Source organism: Salinicoccus jeotgali (genome assembly GCF_039538805.1).
Classification (GTDB): Bacteria; Bacillota; Bacilli; order Staphylococcales; family Salinicoccaceae; genus Salinicoccus; species Salinicoccus jeotgali.
The window spans coordinates 35,771-53,993 of sequence record NZ_BAABCK010000021.1; the positions used below are offsets into that span (position 1 = coordinate 35,771).

Genomic DNA, 18,223 nt, shown 5'->3' on the forward strand with positions numbered 1-18,223 from the left:
CTCCTAGTTATAAATGGTCATCCGCGTGTGTTCAATCAGCATCTCGATGCGTTTCAAAGCAAGATCAAATGGTACATTAAAGTAGCTTGTCACTTCCTGCGCCGTATATAATTCATACTTCATGATTAACTTCTCCGGCATCATCAACAGAATAGCGAACTTCTCAGCCTCAGCTTCCTGCATCTGATTAAACGCGCGTGGCATGTGGCGTTGATCTGTACAATGCAGGAACATATGGCCGGCTTCATGGCAGAACGCCTTCCACATTTTAAATGATGCATCGATTTTAAGTGCTATGACATCTATTCCTCGTTTTGTCATATAAGCGTTATCAATATGGTTGTAGAGTATGTGTGCTGAAAACATATAGGACAGGTGCGAGATGTTCAAATCCAACCGATCCGTGACGCACATATCTACAATGTCATTAACCCTTTTTTCAATTCTCATAAAATCCCCCTTAGTTTAAGAACGTGTGTTCGGTTTCAAGTTTAAAAAATTACTGACCACCAAAAGTGCCAGTGGTCAGCTGGTTATATTACTACTGTAAATTGATGATGCCTGTCTGTGTGCCCCAGAATCCGGATTGTACTTGCAGCTGTTTAGTGTCACTGTCAATGACGCCAGGTGCTACATCATAAACTACATACGCATTTCTGGAAGATCCCGGGTTGACTTCTTCAGCCAATAATCCGAGATTGTCCGCTGCAACTTCCTGATTCATATAAGTAGAAGCAGTCGTATCTGGTTCATATACCACTTCACCATCGGTGATTTTAAAGAAGTCGCTCGTTAGCATTACAGCTTCATTTTTATTATTGGTTACTGATACATCCAAAACAAGATAGGTGTCGTTTGCTGTTGATGATAAACCAGTGCCGACGGAATCGCGTTGGAACCATTCATTCACAACAAAGTCGATTTCATCCACTGTTAAAGCTTCACCTACACTAGCCGTTTCATCAACTTCTTCTTCAACAGTCTTTTCTTCTGTCGGTTCCTCCTTTTCAACCGTCTCTTCTTCGGTTGGTTCCTCTGTATTTTCCTCAGTTTCTTCTTCCACCGTCGCAGGTGCTGAAGTAGCTTCTTCACTCTGTTCGGTACCGGTGGCGACTTCTGTGCCTGCGGTGTCTGTTTCATCTTCTCCAGTGATTAAAGATGATAAGCCAATCACTGCAATTGCTGCTGTGACGATCCATTTCGCCGCCTTATTCCAATTTGTGTGCGCCCACATCAGGTATAAGCCGATCGGAAAGAAGATAATCAACATAATAATGACGAACCACGACTTCTTGTAAATTGGCGTCTTTTGTTCTGGCATACTAAATCCCCCTATAATTCTAAAATATGTAACTTAAATCTATAAATAATAGGGCAGTGCCCTAATTACTTCCCCTTGTTCTTCTTATCAATCCAATACTCTAGTTGATCGTTCAGCAACTCCCTTAACTCCTGCTTATCCTCTTCGGAAAGATTATCGAAGCCTTCCTTATCAGAGAACATTAAAGCGTCCACATCATCGAGAGGGGTTTCCAGCTCTTTTCTCTTACCTAATAAATCATCAGTAGAGCAGTCGAGCGCATCGGATAATTTTATTACATCTTCATAATTTGGGTTAGTGTATCCTCTTTCCCAATTAGATATAACTTGTGAAGATACCCCGATTTTATCAGCCAGTTGTTTCTGGAGTAAGTTATTCATTTTTCGATATTTTTTGATGTTATCGGAAACACTCATATAACCCCCTCCAATCATCTTTAATACTATCAAAAATAACGGTATATGTTACCTTACTAACGTAATTTGATAATTTTTTATCTAAAAGTGTTGACATTAACTAAAAACGTTAGTATAGTCTAATTAACGGATAGCGTTAGTGGGAGGTGAGGCAAATGATTAACAAAAATATCAGATCTATCCGTCAAAGAAAAGGGCTCACTCAGAAGCACGTTGCAGAACAACTGGGGCTCTCCCAGATGCAGTATTACAGGATTGAAACAGGCGTAGCGAAATTAGATGCCAATCTCCTTCCTGAATTAGCGAAAATACTGGATGTAGACCCATCAAATTTTTTTGACATTATAGTAACGGATAACGTTAATTAAGGAGGCATAACATGGAAGAACTAATGCAGGAAACAGTCAAAGCACTACTTGAAGAAATTAAAGAAGGTAGAGATCCGCAATTGGTTGAAGCAACTGCGAATCTCATTAAAGCCATTACGGATTACAACATCAATGCTTAAGGCTTGGCATATCGCCTGATTTAGGTTCATCAAGTTTCAGATAGTCGATTCTATCCTTGTTTATAAGAAATCTTGATTGATTACCTAAAATCAAGAGCGTGTCGTCTGTTTCGTTAATAACTTCTTTGATTCTTAGAGGCTTACCGTTGACGTAAGCATGTACTCCTCTATTCGAATCAAGAACGCTTTGGATTTCAGCAGAATAATTCATTTAATCACCTCCCATCTAAAGGGAGTATACCAAAGAAAGGAGAGACGACATGAACGAGAAACAGCTATCTAGAAAATCTATAAAAAATAAAAAGAATTCTTTATTAGAAATTATTGAGTCCTGTGAGATTTGCGGTTTCGATTTTAAACCGACATTAGAAGTGCATCACCAAATACCTGTCTCTCGAGGAGGGACGGACGATATAGAAAATCTATCTATACTGTGCCCGAATTGCCATAGTTTAATTCATGCCATCACAAGTGACAATTCCAAAAAAGTATTTAGTTGCGAAGAGATGGATCAATGGCTAAAAGAGAATTTTAATAGAGTGCAAAGGGATAAGGTTTTTTATTACTCCATGCGACTATTACGGACAGGTGATGAAAATGAATGAAATTCAAACGAACAACTTCGATTACTCGGTTTTGGATTCTTCCACTGCTGAATATCTGAAAGATAGAGAAAACAGCATGAGTAAGACGTTGGAAAACGCAGCCGAAAAACTCGGAGAAGATTTGACTAAAGCGAAAGAGAAACTATCCAAAAAAGGATATGGATGCTTCGAAGACTGGTACACGTCATTAGGCTTAAAAACTACTAGCGTTTATAGATATATCAACCGTTACGAATTCGTTTCTTCCAAATTGGAAGATTCAAAAATGCTAGAAACATTCCAAGAACTCACACCTAGTTTACAAAACGAAATGTCCAAACCATCAGCGAATCCTGAAGTTAATCAGAAAGTATTCGATGGTGATATTAAAACTCACAAAGAATACAGGGAGTTAGAAAAGCAACTCAAACAGCAGGAAGAAGCATTAAAACAACGTGACTCTGTCATCCAATCCACCCAAAGAGAGAATGAGATTCTTCAATCAAAGGTGGATGAAGCCGAGAACAAAGAGCCTGAAATCAAGACCGTCTACAAAGAGAAAGTACCGAAGTATATTGAGCAACAGATGAGCGATAAGGAAAGAGAACTCCTTGATTCCAAGCGCTCCATTGCCCAACTTGAAAGCGAATTGCGGAAGGCCAAGGAGAATCAGGAAAAGATGCAACGCGTCGAAGAAGTTGACGAAGAGACGCAGATTGGATCAAGACGTTTCCAAGCGGAAAGCAACGTCCTCTTCCTGAAGGAAAACATAAACGATTTCCTTGAAGAAAACTCCGTCAACGCCTTTAGAGAAGGTGCAATTGCCACAAGTAGCCAGAGAACGAAAGACAATCTATTGCAGGGCGTAGAAGAATTGGAAGCCTTCTGCCGAGCAATGCGTACAGCATTGAACAATAGAATCACAGTAAATTAATGGAGGCGGTTCACATGAAATTTCAAGAAATGTTCGGAGTTAGAAAGCAAGAGCAAGCAATGGAAGAGTACAACTTGACGGTAGCTGACCTAGATAAAGGGATCATGGCGGTTTTAGAAGCATTCAAGGAGCGAAACGACGAACTGGTCAGGCATCTGAAGATGAACGATAGACGCGAGGAAAGAAGGCATGAATTGAACAAAGAGGAGTTCGGCAAAGTCAGGAAGGACATCGAAACCGTCGATGAAAAGCACTCAAAAAAGTATGCGGAACCTTGGGAAGTGGACGCTATAAAAAATGCAGTATCCGATAAAGCGGAGCTTTTTGTCAGACGCAACGGGGTTCAACTTACGTTAGATGCAATCACACCAGTCGGTCATATGACCCTAGAAGAAATTACAATCAAGCGAAATGCGGCAGAGAAGCAATTCAGGAAAGACTTAAGAGCTGTCAAAAGTAAGATTCTTGTCTCCACCAAGAAGTATCTGGGGATGAAAGGTAACGCCCGAAATGACCATATCAGAAGCGTGGATGTAGATAGGGCGACACGGTACATCAAATCACTTACAGCAAAAGATATTCAAATTTAAAGGAGAGTTCATAATGAATCAACATACCTACAATCGACTAAAATATCTAATCGACCTAATTGAACAGGCGCGGCTCAATAAAGAGAAAGTATACACGATTCCCGAAGAATATGAAGGTGCAAAAATCAAGTCGCTGACGGATAGAGAAGGATTCCTGGAATACATTCTTTCTCACGTGCAGGACGTACTGATCGATGAAACGACCGTTAAAGAACTGGAAGATCAGCTTGAAGCGCTCAAAAAAATAGATGTATCTATGCTGCGAGATGCCCAAAAGAGGAAAGGGTTCACAGTTATGAAAGGCGGTAAGGACTAGCGACCAACTAGCCTTACCAGTGAGTTATCAATTATGCGACTGATTAACTCTAACTTAATAATAACCGTAGACACTGACAACATTCAATAGATGAAAAATGACAGGGGGTCAACTTATGAAATCATCAATTGTCAGGTATCGAAAACGCACCGGAGCCACCCAACAAGACGTTGCAAATATGCTTTTCACGGACAAGTCCCAAGTCTGCAAGATTGAAAAAGGCGACCGCACCATGACCGTTTCAATGTATGAAGCAGGCTTCAACAATGTACCAGATCCACATCTACTCAATGACATGGCCCATGAAGTCACGGGTGGTTATACCATGCCAACACCATCTAACAGAGTGTACGACGACCACCGCATGAGCTTCAGGTTCCGCATTCAGAAGGAGATTGAGGAGTTTACAGACATGTTGCCTCAGATCCGTTTGGACAAGCACCCAGAGTTCCTGACAAGAGAAGAGAAGGAATCCGTCACTCGAATCGCATCGGAGCTGCAGGACGTTCTGTTTGAAGGGCAAGGCATGCTCATGAAACTGCTGGATGACTACGGTATTCCACCAAAAGAAATCAACCAGGGTCGGGACGCTCGACTCAGAATGGAGCGACGTATATGAAGAAGTTCTACACACTCTACATTGCACGAAACGAAGCCGGCGACTCTATAGCAGATACCGCCAAGCTGCTCGGACTCACTAAAGGGAACTATTGGAACCGTGAGAATGGCATCACCGATTTCAAGTTAAAAGAGGCCTTCAAGTTGGCTGAACATTATGGCTTGTCTGTGGATGAACTATTCCAAGAAGCGCCGAAGATCAGAAGGGAAGTGGGATAGATGGTATGGCTTGGCATCTTCGCGTTTGGTATTGTCGCTACGCTTTCCGCACTACAAGTCATCAGTACAGGACAGATACTTTTCATTAGTTTCATCGCAGTCGCGCTACTCACGATGGTCGCACCTGTAATAGCAGGCAAAATGGCGCAGAAGGAGTGATTACATGCATGCAGATCCAACACTACCAGTCGTCAAAGTGAAATCCATCGAAGTCACTGTAAACGCCACTGTCGATGTTGCTTATGTCGAAGATTTCAACGATGTACGCAACGAGGATTACATCCAGCAGCAGATCAAGGATGCCGTCACTAAAGCTAATTATGAAACAACTGAGCTTGTGGATTTGAAGCTCGAAGATTACTGAAGGGAGGTGATGGAATGGATCAAATCAAAGTGAAAGTTATCCAGCATGATAGCAAGAAAGTCTTTGAGAGGGATGTTCAGTCGCTCGTGAACACTACGAATATCGAAGTGGTAGACATTGAGTTTTCGCCGATACTGCACGACCGGAAAAGAACAAGGTTCCTAGCAATTGTTCTTTATAAAGTAAAAACGCCCTGACTGCAATCAGGACGAGTAAGGAAATTATACCAACTTAATTATATCACAGGAGGTCTATCATGGTACAACCAATCAATATTAAGCAATTGACCCACGAAGAATGGCTGCAACACCGTCAGACAGGCATTGGCGGCAGCGACGCGGGCACAATCCTTGGCGTGAATAAATGGAAGTCCAAGACGCAGTTGTTCTTCGAGAAGACGAACCCGGAGCTCAGGCAGGGCATCGACAACGAATATATCTATTGGGGTCATGTGCTTGAAGACATCGTAGCCAAAGAGTTTGAGAACCGCACAGGCAAGCGCGTGAGAAGAGACAACAGGATGCTGAGGCATCCAGAGCACGACTTCATGCTCGCCAATATGGATCGTGTGGTAGTGGGGGAGAAAGCACTGCTCGAATGCAAGACTACTTCACAGTACAACAAGGACCAGTGGGAGGGTGATGACATCCCGGCACAGTACCTTTGCCAGGTGCAACATTATATGGCCGTGACAGGCTATGAAAAAGCCTACATCGCCGTTCTATGTGGGGGTAACACCTATATCTGGAAAGAGATTGACCGTGATGAAGAACTGATTGACATCATCATCGAAGCCGAAAAGGACTTCTGGGAGAACCATGTGCAAGCTGGCGTCATCCCTGAAATCGATGGAAGCGATGCAACGAGCGCCTTCATCAATCATATGTATCAAGACATCGACGACGAAGAAGTGGCGCTCAGTGACGATGCTGACACACTCTTGAAGGCCATCGAAGCATGTAAACGGGACATCAAAGAGACGAAGGAGCTCCAGTCGAAGTACGAGAACCAACTGAAGGACCAGCTTGGCCATAACGTAGCAGGTAAGACATCAAACTTCTTGGTGTCCTGGAAGCCGCAAACCAGGCGCACGATTGATAAGAAGGCGCTTGAAGAGAAGTACGGTAAGGACACACTCGATGCATTCCACAAAGAAACGACGTTCCGCAAGCTCGCTATCAAAGAAATCAAGGAGGAAGAGTGATGAAGTTTGAGATCGGAGATTATGTTGAGATATCCAAACGTTGGACAAAACCGAAAAGAGGAGTGCCTGTATTTGAAGGCCAAAAAGATTTCTATGAATGGTGCGAAAAACACAATGATGATGATTCAATGGTTGAAATAAAAAAACTCGAGAAAGTAACAGCGAAAGAAAAGGGTGTTATATGCGGATTCAGGAATAACGTAAAAACGGACTACACACTCTCTTATGAAGAAGGAGTTGATACCGGGTTCGGTATAGCGGGAGAAGGTATTCATCAGATTGATTCAAAGCACATTGATGTCTATCTAGTCGCTACGAGAATGAATTGTATCAGACGCGTAAGCAAAGAAGATATTCAATTAATCGCTGATTCCAGCAAAATCAAGGAGGAGAAATAATCATGGCGACAAACGAAACACTCAAAAATCAAGTAGCAACTAAACAGAATAACGAGGTGGCAAACGGCAAGAAGCCAATGACCATAAACGACTATATCGATCAGATGGCACCTGCAATGGCACAAGCGCTGCCGAAGCATATGAGCGTTGAACGTATGACAAGAATGGCAACGACAGTCATCAGGACTACACCACAACTGAAAGAGGCGGATGTGACAAGTCTCCTGGGCGCCGTTATGCAGTCTGCACAACTTGGCCTGGAGCCGGGTCCAATGGGGCACTGCTACTTCTTACCATTTAAGAACAATAAGAAAGGGACAACGGATGTCACGTTCATCATTGGCTATCGCGGCATGATTGACTTGGCCAGGCGTTCTGGTCACATCCAAAGTATCTACGCCCATGCAGTGTATGAGAATGATGACTTTGAGTATGAGCTTGGCTTGCATAGCGACTTGAAGCACAAGCCGGCAGAAGATAATCGTGGACAGTTTAAAGGGGCTTATGCAGTAGCACACTTCAAAGACGGCGGCTATCAATTCGAATACATGCCGAAATCAGAAATTGAGAAACGCAGGGCGCGTAGTAAAGCAGGCAACAGTAAGTACAGTCCTTGGGCGACGGATTATGAGGAAATGGCGAAAAAGACTGTGATCCGTCACATGTGGAAGTATCTTCCGGTATCAGTAGAAATGCAGAATGCTGTTGAACATGACGAAGGCACTGGAAGGAATATCAAAGATATTACGCCAGATGATGAAGCATATGTAGACATTCCTGAGATGGTAGGGGACACACCTGCAGATGGAGAAAACGAGGGGGAATAACTCCCTCTCTAATTAGGAGGATAAATCATGATTAATAGAACAGTACTTGTGGGTCGCCTTACTAAAGATCCTGAACTCAAAGTCAGTCAATCCAATATATCCGTGGTCAACTTCACCTTGGCAGTCAATCGTCCATTTACCGACGCCAATGGCGAACGGGGTGCAGACTTTATAAACATTGTTACTTTCCGCAAGCAAGCTGAGAACGTGAATCAGTATCTAAAGAAGGGGAGCCTGGCTGGTGTAGATGGCCGACTTCAGTCCCGCGGTTATGAGAATAAAGAGGGGCAACGAGTCTATGTGACTGAAGTGGTCGCTGACAGCGTGCAATTCCTGGAGCCTAAGGGATCCAATGGCTCCGGTGGCCCATCGACTCCCCAAGACCAAAGAAGCGCCTCAGGTAGCAGCTACGGTGGCGAGAGCAGGGGGCGGAACAATTCGAATAGCTACACCAACGCTTATGGCAGTCAAAATAAACAACAGGTAGAAGATAATCCCTTCCAGGGTGATGGCCCGGTGGATATCAGTGATGATGATCTGCCGTTCTAAACAAAAAAAGAGTGCCTACTTGGCACTCTCTAATCCTTTATCAACCAGATCTCTAATCGCTTCAGTGCGGCTGGGGATGCGGTTTTCAAATTGATAATCTTCAATTCGTTTCAATTGTTCATTAGTGAAAGTGACGAGCACCTGCCTGTTCTTCTCTTTATCAACCGCCATGACAATAACCTCCTAAAGTTATATTGATAACCATTATAAGTTATATAACCCATATTGACAAGAGATGGTGGAAGCAGTATATTAAGCATATAAGTTATATAACTTATATAATATATATGAATGGAGTGATCTGGTGAACAGATGTAAAACAGATCTTCAAAATCAGTTTAAGACAGAATTATTTAGGCTCTTCGAACATGCAAGAGTGGCGGCAGAAAATCAAGTTGGATTGGATGTATACGAACAGTACGAGTTTTATCACGAAGATAAAATGTATTTCGCAGACTTTATGGTGACATTGAATCAGTACAAAAGCGAACCGAATCGATTGTTGTACAGAAAAGCCTCAGTTGCAGTGGAAATAGACGAGAGTCGATTGATGCAAGATCCAAAGAATCAGAATATCGCAGACTACATTATTAACTCTAACGGTGTGGATTGCATTAGATACAACGGAGTGACTGTTAAAAATCATAAAGAAGGTGCGGCACTAGAGGTATTAGAAGAATTATTCGAGGACTTATACGAGCGCGAATTCGAAACTGCATGAGAGGTGGAAACAGTGAATAACGACAAAAAAATTAAGACAATAATATCTTCGCTTTCTGGCCAGAACAACATCATCAGCTTCCCAAAAGTGTATTTGATTTTAACTGAAGATATTAACGCAGCACTCTTATTAAATCAAATAGTTTATTGGAGTGATCGGACGAAAAGAAAAGATGGCTTTTTCTACAAAAGCTATAAAGACTGGACAGACGAAATTATGTTGACTCAGTACCAGGTGAAGCGAGCAGCGACGAAATTGGAGCAATTAGGTTTCATCTCGACAAAGATAAAAAAAGCTAATAACGCGCCGACAAATCATTACAGGGCGAATATCCAAGAGATAACAAACTCGATTATGAAGAAACTTGATAATAAAGAAACTTCACAATCGGATTATCAAGAAACTTCATTTTCCGATTATGAAGAAACTTCATTTTCTTCAATAACAGATGATTACAAAACAGTTGACTACACAGTTGACTACAGCGAATCTCCGCATCCTCCGGATGCTATCGAATCCGACTTCGAGAAATGGTGGAATCTTTACGATAAGAAGCTCGACAAGAAGAAAGTCAAATCAATCTTTAAACGCTGCCACAAGAAACATGGCTACGAAGCGATCAAGAAAGGAACGGAAGCATATCTCAGAACTGTCACAGATAAGCAGTTTCAAAAATATCCGACAACCTTCTTAAACGCAGAAAGCTATCTGGATATCGAAGGGTATCAGCAAGAAGCGAAGAACATGGTGTCGACTTACAAAGCTAACTCTCCCTCTCGGGACACCAGTCGTCAAGAAAGGCAAATCGCAGAAATGAACGCAAGACTCGAAGAAGATGAGAAGACGGGCTACACGCCATTTTAAAGGAGGCACAGCATGGAAGAGCTGAGTAAATTATATCGCGATGTCGAGAGCAAGGTGGCTGTTCCAACCCGGAAGCCAGTTGAACGAACGTTCAGTCATAGATGTGACGGATGCAACCGAAGGGTGCAACTGGTGACATTCGATGATGGCAACAAAAAAGAAATCGGCTGCCACTGCGATAAAGTGCAAAGTGACAGAAAGAAAATAGAGATACGGAAACAGAAGGAATACTGGCGCGCGTCCATGTTCCCGTATTCTCATAAGCGCGCATCCTTCGATAAATTCAAAACCTTCGACAATAAAAAGATGGAGCGTGCGCTGATAATTGCCAAACGGTATGCAGACAAGTTTGCGGAGAATTTCAAACAGAAGCGTCTGTATGAACGCTATGAACGATCAGATCTGACACTCGAAGAATTCAACCAGGAGTACGGTACAGCCGTGGAAGAGGACGCTGAAGACATACTGACCAACCTCATCATGAAAGGCGCACCTGGCACAGGAAAAACGATGCTGGCCAATGCGATATACCATCAGCTGCATAAAGAAGGGTTCAAATGCTTCTTCATCAGTTCGAGCGAATACCTGGAGCGCGTCAAAGACGGGTTCGATGATTCAGCTGCAAAAGTGCAATTAAGGAAGTATCGAGAAGAAGCTGACTTATTCGTACTGGATGACATCGGCACCAGTTTTGACAAGCCATGGAAGGTGGATGAATTTTACAAGCTGATGGAAATCCGCAAAGGAAAATTCAATGTATTTACAACCAACTTATCAGACGAGGAATTCGTTAGAACGATTGAACTGGAGCGTATTCACTCTCGAATGAATCAGGATGCTTACACGATCCGAATGGACTTTGAAGACTACAGACTGAAAGGAGATAACCGATGATTGCAACTACAGAGAAATCAATTGTCTACAAGCTGCTGGATGGCGACGAGATCACCAAGCGAGACATACAAAGCATTGGCATGTTCAACGACCATTACATTGACTTACTGCTCCGAGCTGGCCAACAAATCGCTCGGCAGAAGGTCGCAGAGGCATTAACGCGAAATGGCATACAAGAAGTGTGAGAAAGGAGAAAAGAACAGTGAAAAGGACGTACAGAAGTGAGGATGTAGCAGAAGCAGAGCGTAATGGTATCAACTATGAAACATTTACCAGGCGCGTCAGGAACGGTTGGACGGTAGAGGAAGCCAAAACAAGACCACTCAGCGGCCGTCGGTCAATGGAAAAGGTGCGCTATGCCCAGATGGCTGCTGAGAATGGGGTATCAGACAACACTTTCGGTGCACGATTGAAAGCGGGATGGACGCTGGAAAAAGCAGCGACAACCCCCATTCTGAATCAAAAGAGCTTGGACGCGGACTTAATCCAGAAAGCAGAGCGCAACGGGATCTCCTATGCACTCCTCTACAACAGGATTCGTAAAGGGTGGAACGAAGAAAGAGCAGCGACAGAAAAAGTGGAGAAGCCTAAAGAGGATATGACGGATGAAGAAGTGCTGGAAGTGATCGGCAGAATTAAGACAATGCGCAAACTAAACAAAGAGTTCCCAATGACATACCCGGCTCCGATGGTTGAGCGTATTACTGCAATGGGGATGACCGTGGATGAAGTCGAACCTAGGAGGGTGATGGATCTTGGCTAGTGGAGCGAAGCGTAGAAAGAAGAAGGTATATCGGTATCTACGACACGGCAACATTATGGCAGAAGGCACTGTGGAAACGATAGCGAAAAGAATGGGGAAGTCCGAGATGGGCATCTATCAAATTGCATATCGGACTAAAAAAGGTTTAATAAAGGGTGCAGAAAAGGTGGTCGAATACGGTAAGTATGAACCTGTGTATGATCTAATCCGGGACGGCGCCCTTGAATCGACAGGGACGATTGAAGAGCTTTCTGAAGCGCTTTTCCTTTCAAAAGAAACGATTAAAACTTATGTGAGCAAAAAGGAGCGTCATAACATAGAAGTAAAATACCGTGGGACTAAGTTAGTCAAGCTGGAGGAGATGAGCGAATGATTCAAAAGAAAGCACACAACAGACATGCTCCAATACCAACCAACGACCAGCAAGAACCGGACGCGGTTAAAAGTTATATCCATCGACCAGTGGAGCATAAGCCGTTGCGGCTATCTGATTACTGGATGGATTGCTTTCATTCAATGTTTAAGGAGTGGAGATAATGACTGTAACAGACAAGTATAAAGTTGCCTACAGCGTATACGAAACCGATCAGTACGACGACTTCAGCTTCATGGAAGAGAATAGAGGGATTTCAGCGAACCATGTAAAGGCGCTGGTCAAGAATATCAAAGACGGATATGAGATGCCGCCAATCATCGTCAACGAACATATGGAAGTAATGGATGGTCAGCACCGGTTGATGGCACATAAAGAGCTGGACGAGCCCGTTACCTTCATCATTCAGAGAGACATGAAAGAGAATGCCATACAACGTGCGAATACCGACGTCAGCAAGTGGACGACGCCACAGCATATCGAGTATCACATCAAACGCGGCAATGAACACTATGCCAAACTGAACGAGTTTAAAGAGTACAGTGGTATGCCAGTGGTCCAAGCGATGCGCATTCTCGGTAAAAGCGCAGATTCAAGAATCAAGTCATCTGCAAAGATTATCCAGCATGGCGTGTTCGTAGTTACTCACGAAACAGATGCGTATAGCTTTACTGATGAGGTGGTGCTGCGTATGAGGATGGAAGCGCCGACCGGCAAGATAATCTCGGCTTTGAAGCGTTTGTATGACGCAGGTGTCGATACAAAGCGGCTGGTTACTGCGGTCAACGTAACAGAAGATGAATTAAAGTTGCTGAACACTGTGCCAAAGATCATTGAGACGATTGTCAAGGTCTACAACACGGACTTAAAGCGTGCGGACCAGGTCAAAATGAAAGAGTACGGTAAGAATCAATATAAAGTGTATATCTAAGGGGAGTGATGACATGAGTGCAACCATCATGATTTTAATGGCAATTATAGGCGGCTTGGTTGGTACATTGATCGCACAGATACAAGCGGCTAAAGCGTGGAAAGAATGGGCGCGAGAACTGAGTGATGAAAACCTTGAAATGCATAAAGAATTAATGAAGTTAAGGAGGCTGTAACGTATGAGCTACTTCCTCAACCTCCGTCATTTGTACCAGGACGGCGAAAGGTTTGCCACAGCCATTCCTAAGGCAGATCATGTCGCAGTCATTAAGCATATGTACCAAACAGTCCTGACGGAGGATATGGAATTAACGTATGTAGAGTATCGAAGCTTTATAAAACAGCACAGCTTCAGCGAGAAGACGCCACAGGGCGTTGAAAGCAGTTTGCCCGACCTAAGTGTCCAAAATGAAGAAAACGCGCGACAGGCTACGCTATTTGACTATATATAAGGAGCTGATTTAATGCATTACAATCATCACTGCAATGGTACATGTGGAGAACGGCTCGATGCACAAGCAACAACGATACGACGGGAAAACCTACTAAAAAATAAGTGGCGCAAGAAATACCATGAACTACTTATCGAGAAAACGCATTTGGCTATAAAAGCAGGCAAGCAAGTGGCACAGCTCCAGAGAGAAAAACGAGAGCTGACAGCGTTGGTCAATAAGTTGGGCGAGGAAAATAAACGCCTAAAATGCAGCTACACTAAAGCGGCTGCTCGATCGGATGCCAATTGGGATGGCGGTAAGAGAAGGGAGAGGGTTAGATGACAGGACTCGTATTGCTCGGCTACACAGCATTCATACTGCTGATTATTGCAACGTTGATGGTGATTATCGATTTAGCTGTAAATTGGATTGGGAGGTTGAGGAAATGATGACTATTTTATTAGCAACAACTATTGGACTGCTTGTCGTATCGGTTGGGCTGAATGCATTTCTGTTCATAACATCTTTCGCTTTTTATAAGAAAATCAATGAGCTTGAAAAATGATGGAGGAGGAGAAGGAATGAGTGAGCATGAATATCCTTACTTGGAAAAGGCGGTTAAGTATTACGAAGAGCGTTTCGAGCGAAGAAACCCTATCCGAGACGAGCGTGACGAGTACAACGATTTGAAGACGGCTCTTCGCAAAGCTAAGGCGTTTGATGAAATCGTCGAATTAGAACCTAAGAATTTAAAGTACGTCGATAGACCACATCTGTTAAGGAATCAAATCATGGATATTATTTGGCAGTACGAAAGCGAGGAATTGGAATGAAAGCAGCCGTCAGCGATTTCGGAAGTAAAGACTTCTTCATGACCGTAAATGCCAATTTCATTAGATTAGGCCAGGACGACATCAGAGAAGACTTCCTGCATATTGCAGATAAAGTCATTATGCCAGGTGATCGAATCACACTAATCGGTAAGGCGGACAGAAAAGCGAGGAGCATTCATCTGAATGAAAGTGACTTCCTGGAGTATAGAGGCACATTCACTGATGGCTTTCACACGCTTGCTGTATTTGCAGTCAATGGTTCAGCGCCAGAAGGATTGTATGAATCATTCTTTTACCTAGATCATAAGCAACTATGCATCATGACAAATTACGGTCAGTCTGCAACTGATATTCAAGCGAACGAAATACATGTACTGGAGGAGATTAAATAAATGAATCAACTAATACAGCAAGTAGAACAGTGGAGCAAAGACAAAAACTTACACGAAGGTAACTCAGACAGACAAGCGCTTAAATTCTATGAGGAAGCCGGAGAAGTGGCTGCTGCATTATCAAGAGGCAACACAGAAGCACTAAAGGACGGCATAGGCGACACGGTGGTCACACTGATTATATTGGCTCAACAGCACGGTATGACGTTGGAGGAGTGCTTGCAGTACGCATACGACGAGATTAAAGGACGGAAAGGTAAGACGATTAATGGCACATTCATCAAAGAAACAGACCTCTAAAGACATACTGCAGCAAGTGAAAGAGATACTGGAGCGTGATAATGATTGAATTTAAAGTAGAGGGCAAACCAGTACCACAGCCAAGACCGCGTGTGTATCAGGCTGCTTCGGGTAAATCAAAGGCAGTCAATTCTAGGCGAAGCAGAACATACAAGCGTTTAGTGAAACTGACAGCCAAGAGCTACATGAATAGACAGCGACTGACCATTGCTGAGTGTCCTATAACCGTTCATCTGACATTCGTTTTTACTCCGCCTAAGTCTTACACCAAAAAGAAGTTAAAGGCCATAGAAGACGGTTCGCTGGTGTATCAGAAAAAGCCAGACCTGGATAACTTGGCCAAAGGCATACTGGATGCACTGAATGAAACGGTATACAAGGATGATTCACAAATTGTAGAGCTTAACGTAAGGAAACAATATGGGGACACTGACCATGTGCTCATAGTGATAGACAAACTATAAAACGGGGAGCGAGTTTTAATTATGCGACTGATTGAACCGACAAAAGACGAGGTGCTTGTGCTGATAAACGAGTACAACAAAAACATCAACACGATTGACCAGCTGCTACGCGCACACCAGGAATTATCGAGCTCCGGGCTCGTCTCTCAATACGGGGATGAAGCAGGAATGCCAAAAGCCGTAGGCGGCGCAAGTGAACCGATACTGTTTGAAGTGGACAGGCGTATCAAGCAAGACCGGATGATTGACCGTTACAAGGAGAAGGTGCAGTACATTCAAAATCGTCTGGACTGGATTATAAACGAACCACAAGCCATCGTCCTGCATCATCGCTTAAACGGCACGAGTATCAAGGAGATATCGAAAATAGTTAACTTGTCGCCAAATAAGGTAATGCAGCTACTGGAAGAGTGCGCAGAAATACTTACAGACAAATAACAAAAATAACGAAAATAACAAAAATAATTAATTTGGGGAGTCGCATGTGCAAAGTGTAAACTGTGGGTAGGAGCGGACGGCCCACTCACACCGCTCAACGACAGACCTCCATAGTTAGAAAGCTGCTCACAAACGTGGGTGGCTTTTTTCAATGTTTGCTGAAAACTGGTGCTGATCCATATAGAGAATCCACAAATACAGGTGGCAATCAGCGCTGGTTTTGAGCAAGACAATACATAAATAGAGAAAGTAGGTGAGATATGAAGTGGCTAAAAGGAAAATGACACTGAAGCAGCAGCGCTTTGCTGATGAATATGTTATACATGCGAATGTCTTCAAATCGGCGATCAATGCTGGATATAGCGAGAATTATGCAAAGACGAATGCGAGTAAGTTGTTAGAAAATGATAGTATAAAAGCTTATATTGACGAGCGTTTGGCCGAATTGCAAAGCAAAGCCGTTGCAGATCAGCAGGAGGTCATGGAGTATCTCACCTCTGTCATGCGTGGGCAAGTTGAGGATGAGGAGTTGATGGTTGTTCCGCTAGGTGATTTTGAAAGCGAAGTGCAGCGCCATGAGCGACGATCTGATACTTCACAACGTACTAAGGCGGCTGAGCTATTAGGCAAGCGCTACAAGCTCTGGACGGACAAGCAAGAAGTCGAACACACCGGCGCCGTTCAGTTTGTGGATGATGTGGAATGACAACTGCGATTAAGATATCAGAGCTACTGCCTACAGCTTTTCATCCGGTGTGGAAAACAGCGAAGAATCCAAACATCCTCAACGTCGTCTGCAAGGGGGGCAGGGGCTCCGGCAAGTCATCAGACATCGCTCATATCATCGTACAGATGCTTATGCGCTATCCAGTGAACGCTGTTGGCATCCGTAAGATAGATAACACCATTGAGCTTTCCATCTTCGAACAAATCAAGTGGGCGATATCAGAACAGAAAGTGAGTCATCTGTTCAAGGTCAATAAATCCCCCATGAGAGTCACATATCTGCCGCGTGGAAACTATATGGTCTTCAGAGGGGCAAAAGAGCCGGAGCGCATCAAATCCTTGAAGAGTGCTGAATTCCCATTTGCAATCGCTTGGATTGAAGAACTGGCCGAATTCCTAACTGAAGATGAAGTCACGACCATCACCAACTCCCTGTTAAGAGGAGAACTGGAAGATGGTCTTTTTTATAAATTTTTCTATTCGTATAACCCGCCAAAGCGTAAGCAATCCTGGGTGAATAAGAAGTATGAATCAGCATTCATCGCAGATAACACATTCGTGCATCACTCAACATACCTGGACAACCCATTCATCTCTAAGCAGTTTGTTGAAGAAGCAGAGGCAACCAAGGCAAGAAATGAACGTAAATACAGACATGAATACTTAGGCGAAGCCATCGGCTCTGGTGTCGTGCCATTCGACAATCTGCAATTCAGGACCATTACCGATGAAGAGGTTGCAATGTTCGACAATATTCGACAAGGCATTGACTGGGGCTATGCTTCAGATCCATTCAGCTTTGGACGGTGGCATTACGATAAGAAGCGCAGAACGATATACGCCATTGCAGAAATACATGAAGTGAAGTTAAGCAACAGAGCAGCTGCTCAAAGAATTAAAAGTAAAGGATATGATGATGAATCAATTACTGCCGATGGTGCAGAGCCAAAATCAGTGGATGAAGTAAAATCATACGGATTAAGAGTGAAAGGCTCGAAGAAAGGTCCTGGTTCTGTTGAGTTTGGTGAAAAGTGGTTGGATGATTTGGATGCAATCGTGATTGATCCTAAACGGACGCCAAAGACAGCGTATGAATTTGAAAATATAGATTATCAAACAGACAAAGACGGCAATGTTTTGCCGAGGCTCCAGGATGTCGATAACCACACAATCGACCAGTTACGCTATGCAATGGAACGCGATATGAAGCAATCATCATTATCAATACTCAAATAAAGGGGGC

Annotated in this window: 37 protein-coding genes; 32 read left to right on the forward strand and 5 right to left on the reverse strand. The window is 43.4% G+C overall.

What is annotated here, in order from left to right; translation table 11 throughout:
* Positions 1-3 precede the first annotated feature (3 nt).
* From ABD734_RS05615 to ABD734_RS05625, 3 genes are all read right to left on the reverse strand, one after another.
* The gene (locus ABD734_RS05615) at positions 4-450 is read right to left on the reverse strand and encodes an ImmA/IrrE family metallo-endopeptidase (protein ID WP_344702250.1); all 447 of its coding nucleotides are present in this window, start codon (positions 448-450) and stop codon (positions 4-6) included.
* A 91-nt stretch (positions 451-541) separates the two neighbouring features.
* On the reverse strand, positions 542-1,321 hold the full coding sequence (locus tag ABD734_RS05620; protein ID WP_344702252.1) for a DUF4352 domain-containing protein: 780 nt from the start codon (positions 1,319-1,321) through the stop codon (positions 542-544).
* Between the two features lie 65 nt (positions 1,322-1,386).
* Positions 1,387-1,737, reverse strand: coding sequence for a helix-turn-helix domain-containing protein (locus ABD734_RS05625; protein WP_344702254.1), 351 nt, complete (start codon positions 1,735-1,737; stop codon positions 1,387-1,389).
* A gap of 155 nt (positions 1,738-1,892) precedes the next feature.
* On the opposite strand from ABD734_RS05625, the gene ABD734_RS05630 reads away from it, so the two are divergent.
* Positions 1,893-2,105, forward strand: coding sequence for a helix-turn-helix domain-containing protein (locus tag ABD734_RS05630; RefSeq protein ID WP_344702256.1), 213 nt, complete (start codon positions 1,893-1,895; stop codon positions 2,103-2,105).
* 11 nt (positions 2,106-2,116) lie between these two features.
* Positions 2,117-2,245: a hypothetical protein gene (locus ABD734_RS05635; protein ID WP_344702258.1), complete on the forward strand. Its 129-nt coding sequence runs from the start codon at positions 2,117-2,119 to the stop codon at positions 2,243-2,245.
* On the opposite strand, the gene ABD734_RS05640 is transcribed toward ABD734_RS05635, so the two are convergent.
* Complete coding sequence (locus ABD734_RS05640) at positions 2,235-2,456, reverse strand: hypothetical protein (RefSeq protein WP_344702260.1); 222 nt, start codon at positions 2,454-2,456, stop codon at positions 2,235-2,237. The two genes, ABD734_RS05635 and ABD734_RS05640, sit on opposite strands and share 11 nt — an antisense overlap.
* A 49-nt stretch (positions 2,457-2,505) precedes the next feature.
* On the opposite strand from ABD734_RS05640, the gene ABD734_RS05645 reads away from it, so the two are divergent.
* From ABD734_RS05645 to ssb, 13 genes are all read left to right on the forward strand, one after another.
* Entirely contained in the window at positions 2,506-2,850 is a 345-nt protein-coding gene (locus ABD734_RS05645) for an HNH endonuclease (protein WP_344702262.1), read from the forward strand.
* Positions 2,843-3,763 (forward strand): hypothetical protein, encoded by a 921-nt coding sequence (locus tag ABD734_RS05650; RefSeq protein WP_344702264.1) that lies wholly within the window; start codon positions 2,843-2,845, stop codon positions 3,761-3,763. Before ABD734_RS05645 ends, ABD734_RS05650 begins: the two co-directional genes overlap by 8 nt.
* 14 nt (positions 3,764-3,777) lie before the next feature.
* Positions 3,778-4,353, forward strand: coding sequence for a hypothetical protein (locus ABD734_RS05655; RefSeq protein WP_344702266.1), 576 nt, complete (start codon positions 3,778-3,780; stop codon positions 4,351-4,353).
* A 13-nt stretch (positions 4,354-4,366) separates the two neighbouring features.
* The gene (locus ABD734_RS05660) at positions 4,367-4,669 is read left to right on the forward strand and encodes a hypothetical protein (RefSeq protein WP_344702269.1); all 303 of its coding nucleotides are present in this window, start codon (positions 4,367-4,369) and stop codon (positions 4,667-4,669) included.
* 115 nt (positions 4,670-4,784) lie between these two features.
* Complete coding sequence (locus tag ABD734_RS05665) at positions 4,785-5,288, forward strand: helix-turn-helix transcriptional regulator (RefSeq protein WP_344702271.1); 504 nt, start codon at positions 4,785-4,787, stop codon at positions 5,286-5,288.
* Positions 5,285-5,506: a helix-turn-helix transcriptional regulator gene (locus tag ABD734_RS05670; RefSeq protein ID WP_344702274.1), complete on the forward strand. Its 222-nt coding sequence runs from the start codon at positions 5,285-5,287 to the stop codon at positions 5,504-5,506. Before ABD734_RS05665 ends, ABD734_RS05670 begins: the two co-directional genes overlap by 4 nt.
* Positions 5,507-5,665 carry a hypothetical protein gene (locus ABD734_RS05675; RefSeq protein WP_344702276.1) on the forward strand — a complete coding sequence of 53 codons (159 nt, stop codon included), beginning with the start codon at positions 5,507-5,509 and terminating at the stop codon, positions 5,663-5,665. It abuts the gene before it with no gap.
* Positions 5,666-5,669: 4 nt separating this feature from the next.
* A complete protein-coding gene (locus ABD734_RS05680; RefSeq protein ID WP_344702278.1) occupies positions 5,670-5,870 on the forward strand; it encodes a hypothetical protein in 201 nt (66 codons plus the stop codon).
* A gap of 14 nt (positions 5,871-5,884) precedes the next feature.
* Positions 5,885-6,067, forward strand: coding sequence for a hypothetical protein (locus ABD734_RS05685; protein WP_344702280.1), 183 nt, complete (start codon positions 5,885-5,887; stop codon positions 6,065-6,067).
* Positions 6,068-6,126: 59 nt separating this feature from the next.
* Complete coding sequence (locus tag ABD734_RS05690) at positions 6,127-7,074, forward strand: YqaJ viral recombinase family nuclease (protein ID WP_344702282.1); 948 nt, start codon at positions 6,127-6,129, stop codon at positions 7,072-7,074.
* Complete coding sequence (locus ABD734_RS05695) at positions 7,074-7,472, forward strand: hypothetical protein (RefSeq protein WP_344702284.1); 399 nt, start codon at positions 7,074-7,076, stop codon at positions 7,470-7,472. The genes ABD734_RS05690 and ABD734_RS05695 overlap by 1 nt, the downstream gene beginning before the upstream one ends.
* Before the next feature lie 2 nt (positions 7,473-7,474).
* The gene (recT, locus tag ABD734_RS05700) at positions 7,475-8,299 is read left to right on the forward strand and encodes a recombination protein RecT (RefSeq protein ID WP_344702286.1); all 825 of its coding nucleotides are present in this window, start codon (positions 7,475-7,477) and stop codon (positions 8,297-8,299) included.
* Between the two features lie 27 nt (positions 8,300-8,326).
* Positions 8,327-8,848 (forward strand): single-stranded DNA-binding protein, encoded by a 522-nt coding sequence (gene ssb / locus ABD734_RS05705; protein ID WP_344702288.1) that lies wholly within the window; start codon positions 8,327-8,329, stop codon positions 8,846-8,848.
* A 15-nt stretch (positions 8,849-8,863) separates the two neighbouring features.
* Here ssb and ABD734_RS05710 read toward each other — a convergent pair whose 3' ends face one another.
* Positions 8,864-9,019 carry a ribbon-helix-helix domain-containing protein gene (locus ABD734_RS05710; protein WP_344702290.1) on the reverse strand — a complete coding sequence of 52 codons (156 nt, stop codon included), beginning with the start codon at positions 9,017-9,019 and terminating at the stop codon, positions 8,864-8,866.
* Positions 9,020-9,152: 133 nt separating this feature from the next.
* Here ABD734_RS05710 and ABD734_RS05715 point away from each other — a divergent pair, with 133 nt between their 5' ends.
* The 17 genes from ABD734_RS05715 to ABD734_RS05795 all read left to right on the forward strand — a co-directional run bounded on the left by ABD734_RS05715 (position 9,153) and on the right by ABD734_RS05795 (position 18,216).
* Positions 9,153-9,569: a hypothetical protein gene (locus ABD734_RS05715; protein WP_344702292.1), complete on the forward strand. Its 417-nt coding sequence runs from the start codon at positions 9,153-9,155 to the stop codon at positions 9,567-9,569.
* Between the two features lie 12 nt (positions 9,570-9,581).
* Positions 9,582-10,433: a hypothetical protein gene (locus tag ABD734_RS05720; protein WP_344702294.1), complete on the forward strand. Its 852-nt coding sequence runs from the start codon at positions 9,582-9,584 to the stop codon at positions 10,431-10,433.
* A gap of 12 nt (positions 10,434-10,445) precedes the next feature.
* Positions 10,446-11,327 carry an ATP-binding protein gene (locus ABD734_RS05725; protein WP_344702296.1) on the forward strand — a complete coding sequence of 294 codons (882 nt, stop codon included), beginning with the start codon at positions 10,446-10,448 and terminating at the stop codon, positions 11,325-11,327.
* Positions 11,324-11,512, forward strand: a complete 189-nt coding sequence (locus tag ABD734_RS05730) for a hypothetical protein (RefSeq protein ID WP_344702298.1) — start codon at positions 11,324-11,326, stop codon at positions 11,510-11,512. Before ABD734_RS05725 ends, ABD734_RS05730 begins: the two co-directional genes overlap by 4 nt.
* 17 nt (positions 11,513-11,529) lie before the next feature.
* Positions 11,530-12,090, forward strand: a complete 561-nt coding sequence (locus tag ABD734_RS05735; RefSeq protein ID WP_344702300.1) for a hypothetical protein — start codon at positions 11,530-11,532, stop codon at positions 12,088-12,090.
* Positions 12,083-12,463 carry a hypothetical protein gene (locus ABD734_RS05740; RefSeq protein WP_344702302.1) on the forward strand — a complete coding sequence of 127 codons (381 nt, stop codon included), beginning with the start codon at positions 12,083-12,085 and terminating at the stop codon, positions 12,461-12,463. Before ABD734_RS05735 ends, ABD734_RS05740 begins: the two co-directional genes overlap by 8 nt.
* Before the next feature lie 163 nt (positions 12,464-12,626).
* A complete protein-coding gene (locus tag ABD734_RS05745; protein ID WP_344702304.1) occupies positions 12,627-13,394 on the forward strand; it encodes a ParB/RepB/Spo0J family partition protein in 768 nt (255 codons plus the stop codon).
* 13 nt (positions 13,395-13,407) lie between these two features.
* Positions 13,408-13,569: a hypothetical protein gene (locus tag ABD734_RS05750; RefSeq protein WP_344702306.1), complete on the forward strand. Its 162-nt coding sequence runs from the start codon at positions 13,408-13,410 to the stop codon at positions 13,567-13,569.
* A 3-nt stretch (positions 13,570-13,572) separates the two neighbouring features.
* A complete protein-coding gene (locus tag ABD734_RS05755) occupies positions 13,573-13,845 on the forward strand; it encodes a hypothetical protein (protein ID WP_344702308.1) in 273 nt (90 codons plus the stop codon).
* A gap of 12 nt (positions 13,846-13,857) precedes the next feature.
* Positions 13,858-14,169: a hypothetical protein gene (locus ABD734_RS05760; RefSeq protein ID WP_344702309.1), complete on the forward strand. Its 312-nt coding sequence runs from the start codon at positions 13,858-13,860 to the stop codon at positions 14,167-14,169.
* 239 nt (positions 14,170-14,408) lie between these two features.
* Positions 14,409-14,660 (forward strand): hypothetical protein, encoded by a 252-nt coding sequence (locus ABD734_RS05765; RefSeq protein WP_344702310.1) that lies wholly within the window; start codon positions 14,409-14,411, stop codon positions 14,658-14,660.
* Positions 14,657-15,052 (forward strand): hypothetical protein, encoded by a 396-nt coding sequence (locus tag ABD734_RS05770; RefSeq protein ID WP_344702311.1) that lies wholly within the window; start codon positions 14,657-14,659, stop codon positions 15,050-15,052. Before ABD734_RS05765 ends, ABD734_RS05770 begins: the two co-directional genes overlap by 4 nt.
* A complete protein-coding gene (locus ABD734_RS05775; RefSeq protein WP_344702313.1) occupies positions 15,053-15,352 on the forward strand; it encodes a MazG-like family protein in 300 nt (99 codons plus the stop codon).
* A gap of 41 nt (positions 15,353-15,393) precedes the next feature.
* The gene (locus ABD734_RS05780) at positions 15,394-15,816 is read left to right on the forward strand and encodes a RusA family crossover junction endodeoxyribonuclease (RefSeq protein WP_344702315.1); all 423 of its coding nucleotides are present in this window, start codon (positions 15,394-15,396) and stop codon (positions 15,814-15,816) included.
* A 21-nt stretch (positions 15,817-15,837) separates the two neighbouring features.
* Positions 15,838-16,254 carry a hypothetical protein gene (locus tag ABD734_RS05785; RefSeq protein ID WP_344702317.1) on the forward strand — a complete coding sequence of 139 codons (417 nt, stop codon included), beginning with the start codon at positions 15,838-15,840 and terminating at the stop codon, positions 16,252-16,254.
* Positions 16,255-16,534: 280 nt separating this feature from the next.
* Positions 16,535-16,960 (forward strand): terminase small subunit, encoded by a 426-nt coding sequence (locus tag ABD734_RS05790; protein ID WP_344702439.1) that lies wholly within the window; start codon positions 16,535-16,537, stop codon positions 16,958-16,960.
* Positions 16,957-18,216, forward strand: coding sequence for a PBSX family phage terminase large subunit (locus ABD734_RS05795; RefSeq protein WP_344702318.1), 1,260 nt, complete (start codon positions 16,957-16,959; stop codon positions 18,214-18,216). Before ABD734_RS05790 ends, ABD734_RS05795 begins: the two co-directional genes overlap by 4 nt.
* Positions 18,217-18,223: the final 7 nt, after the last annotated feature.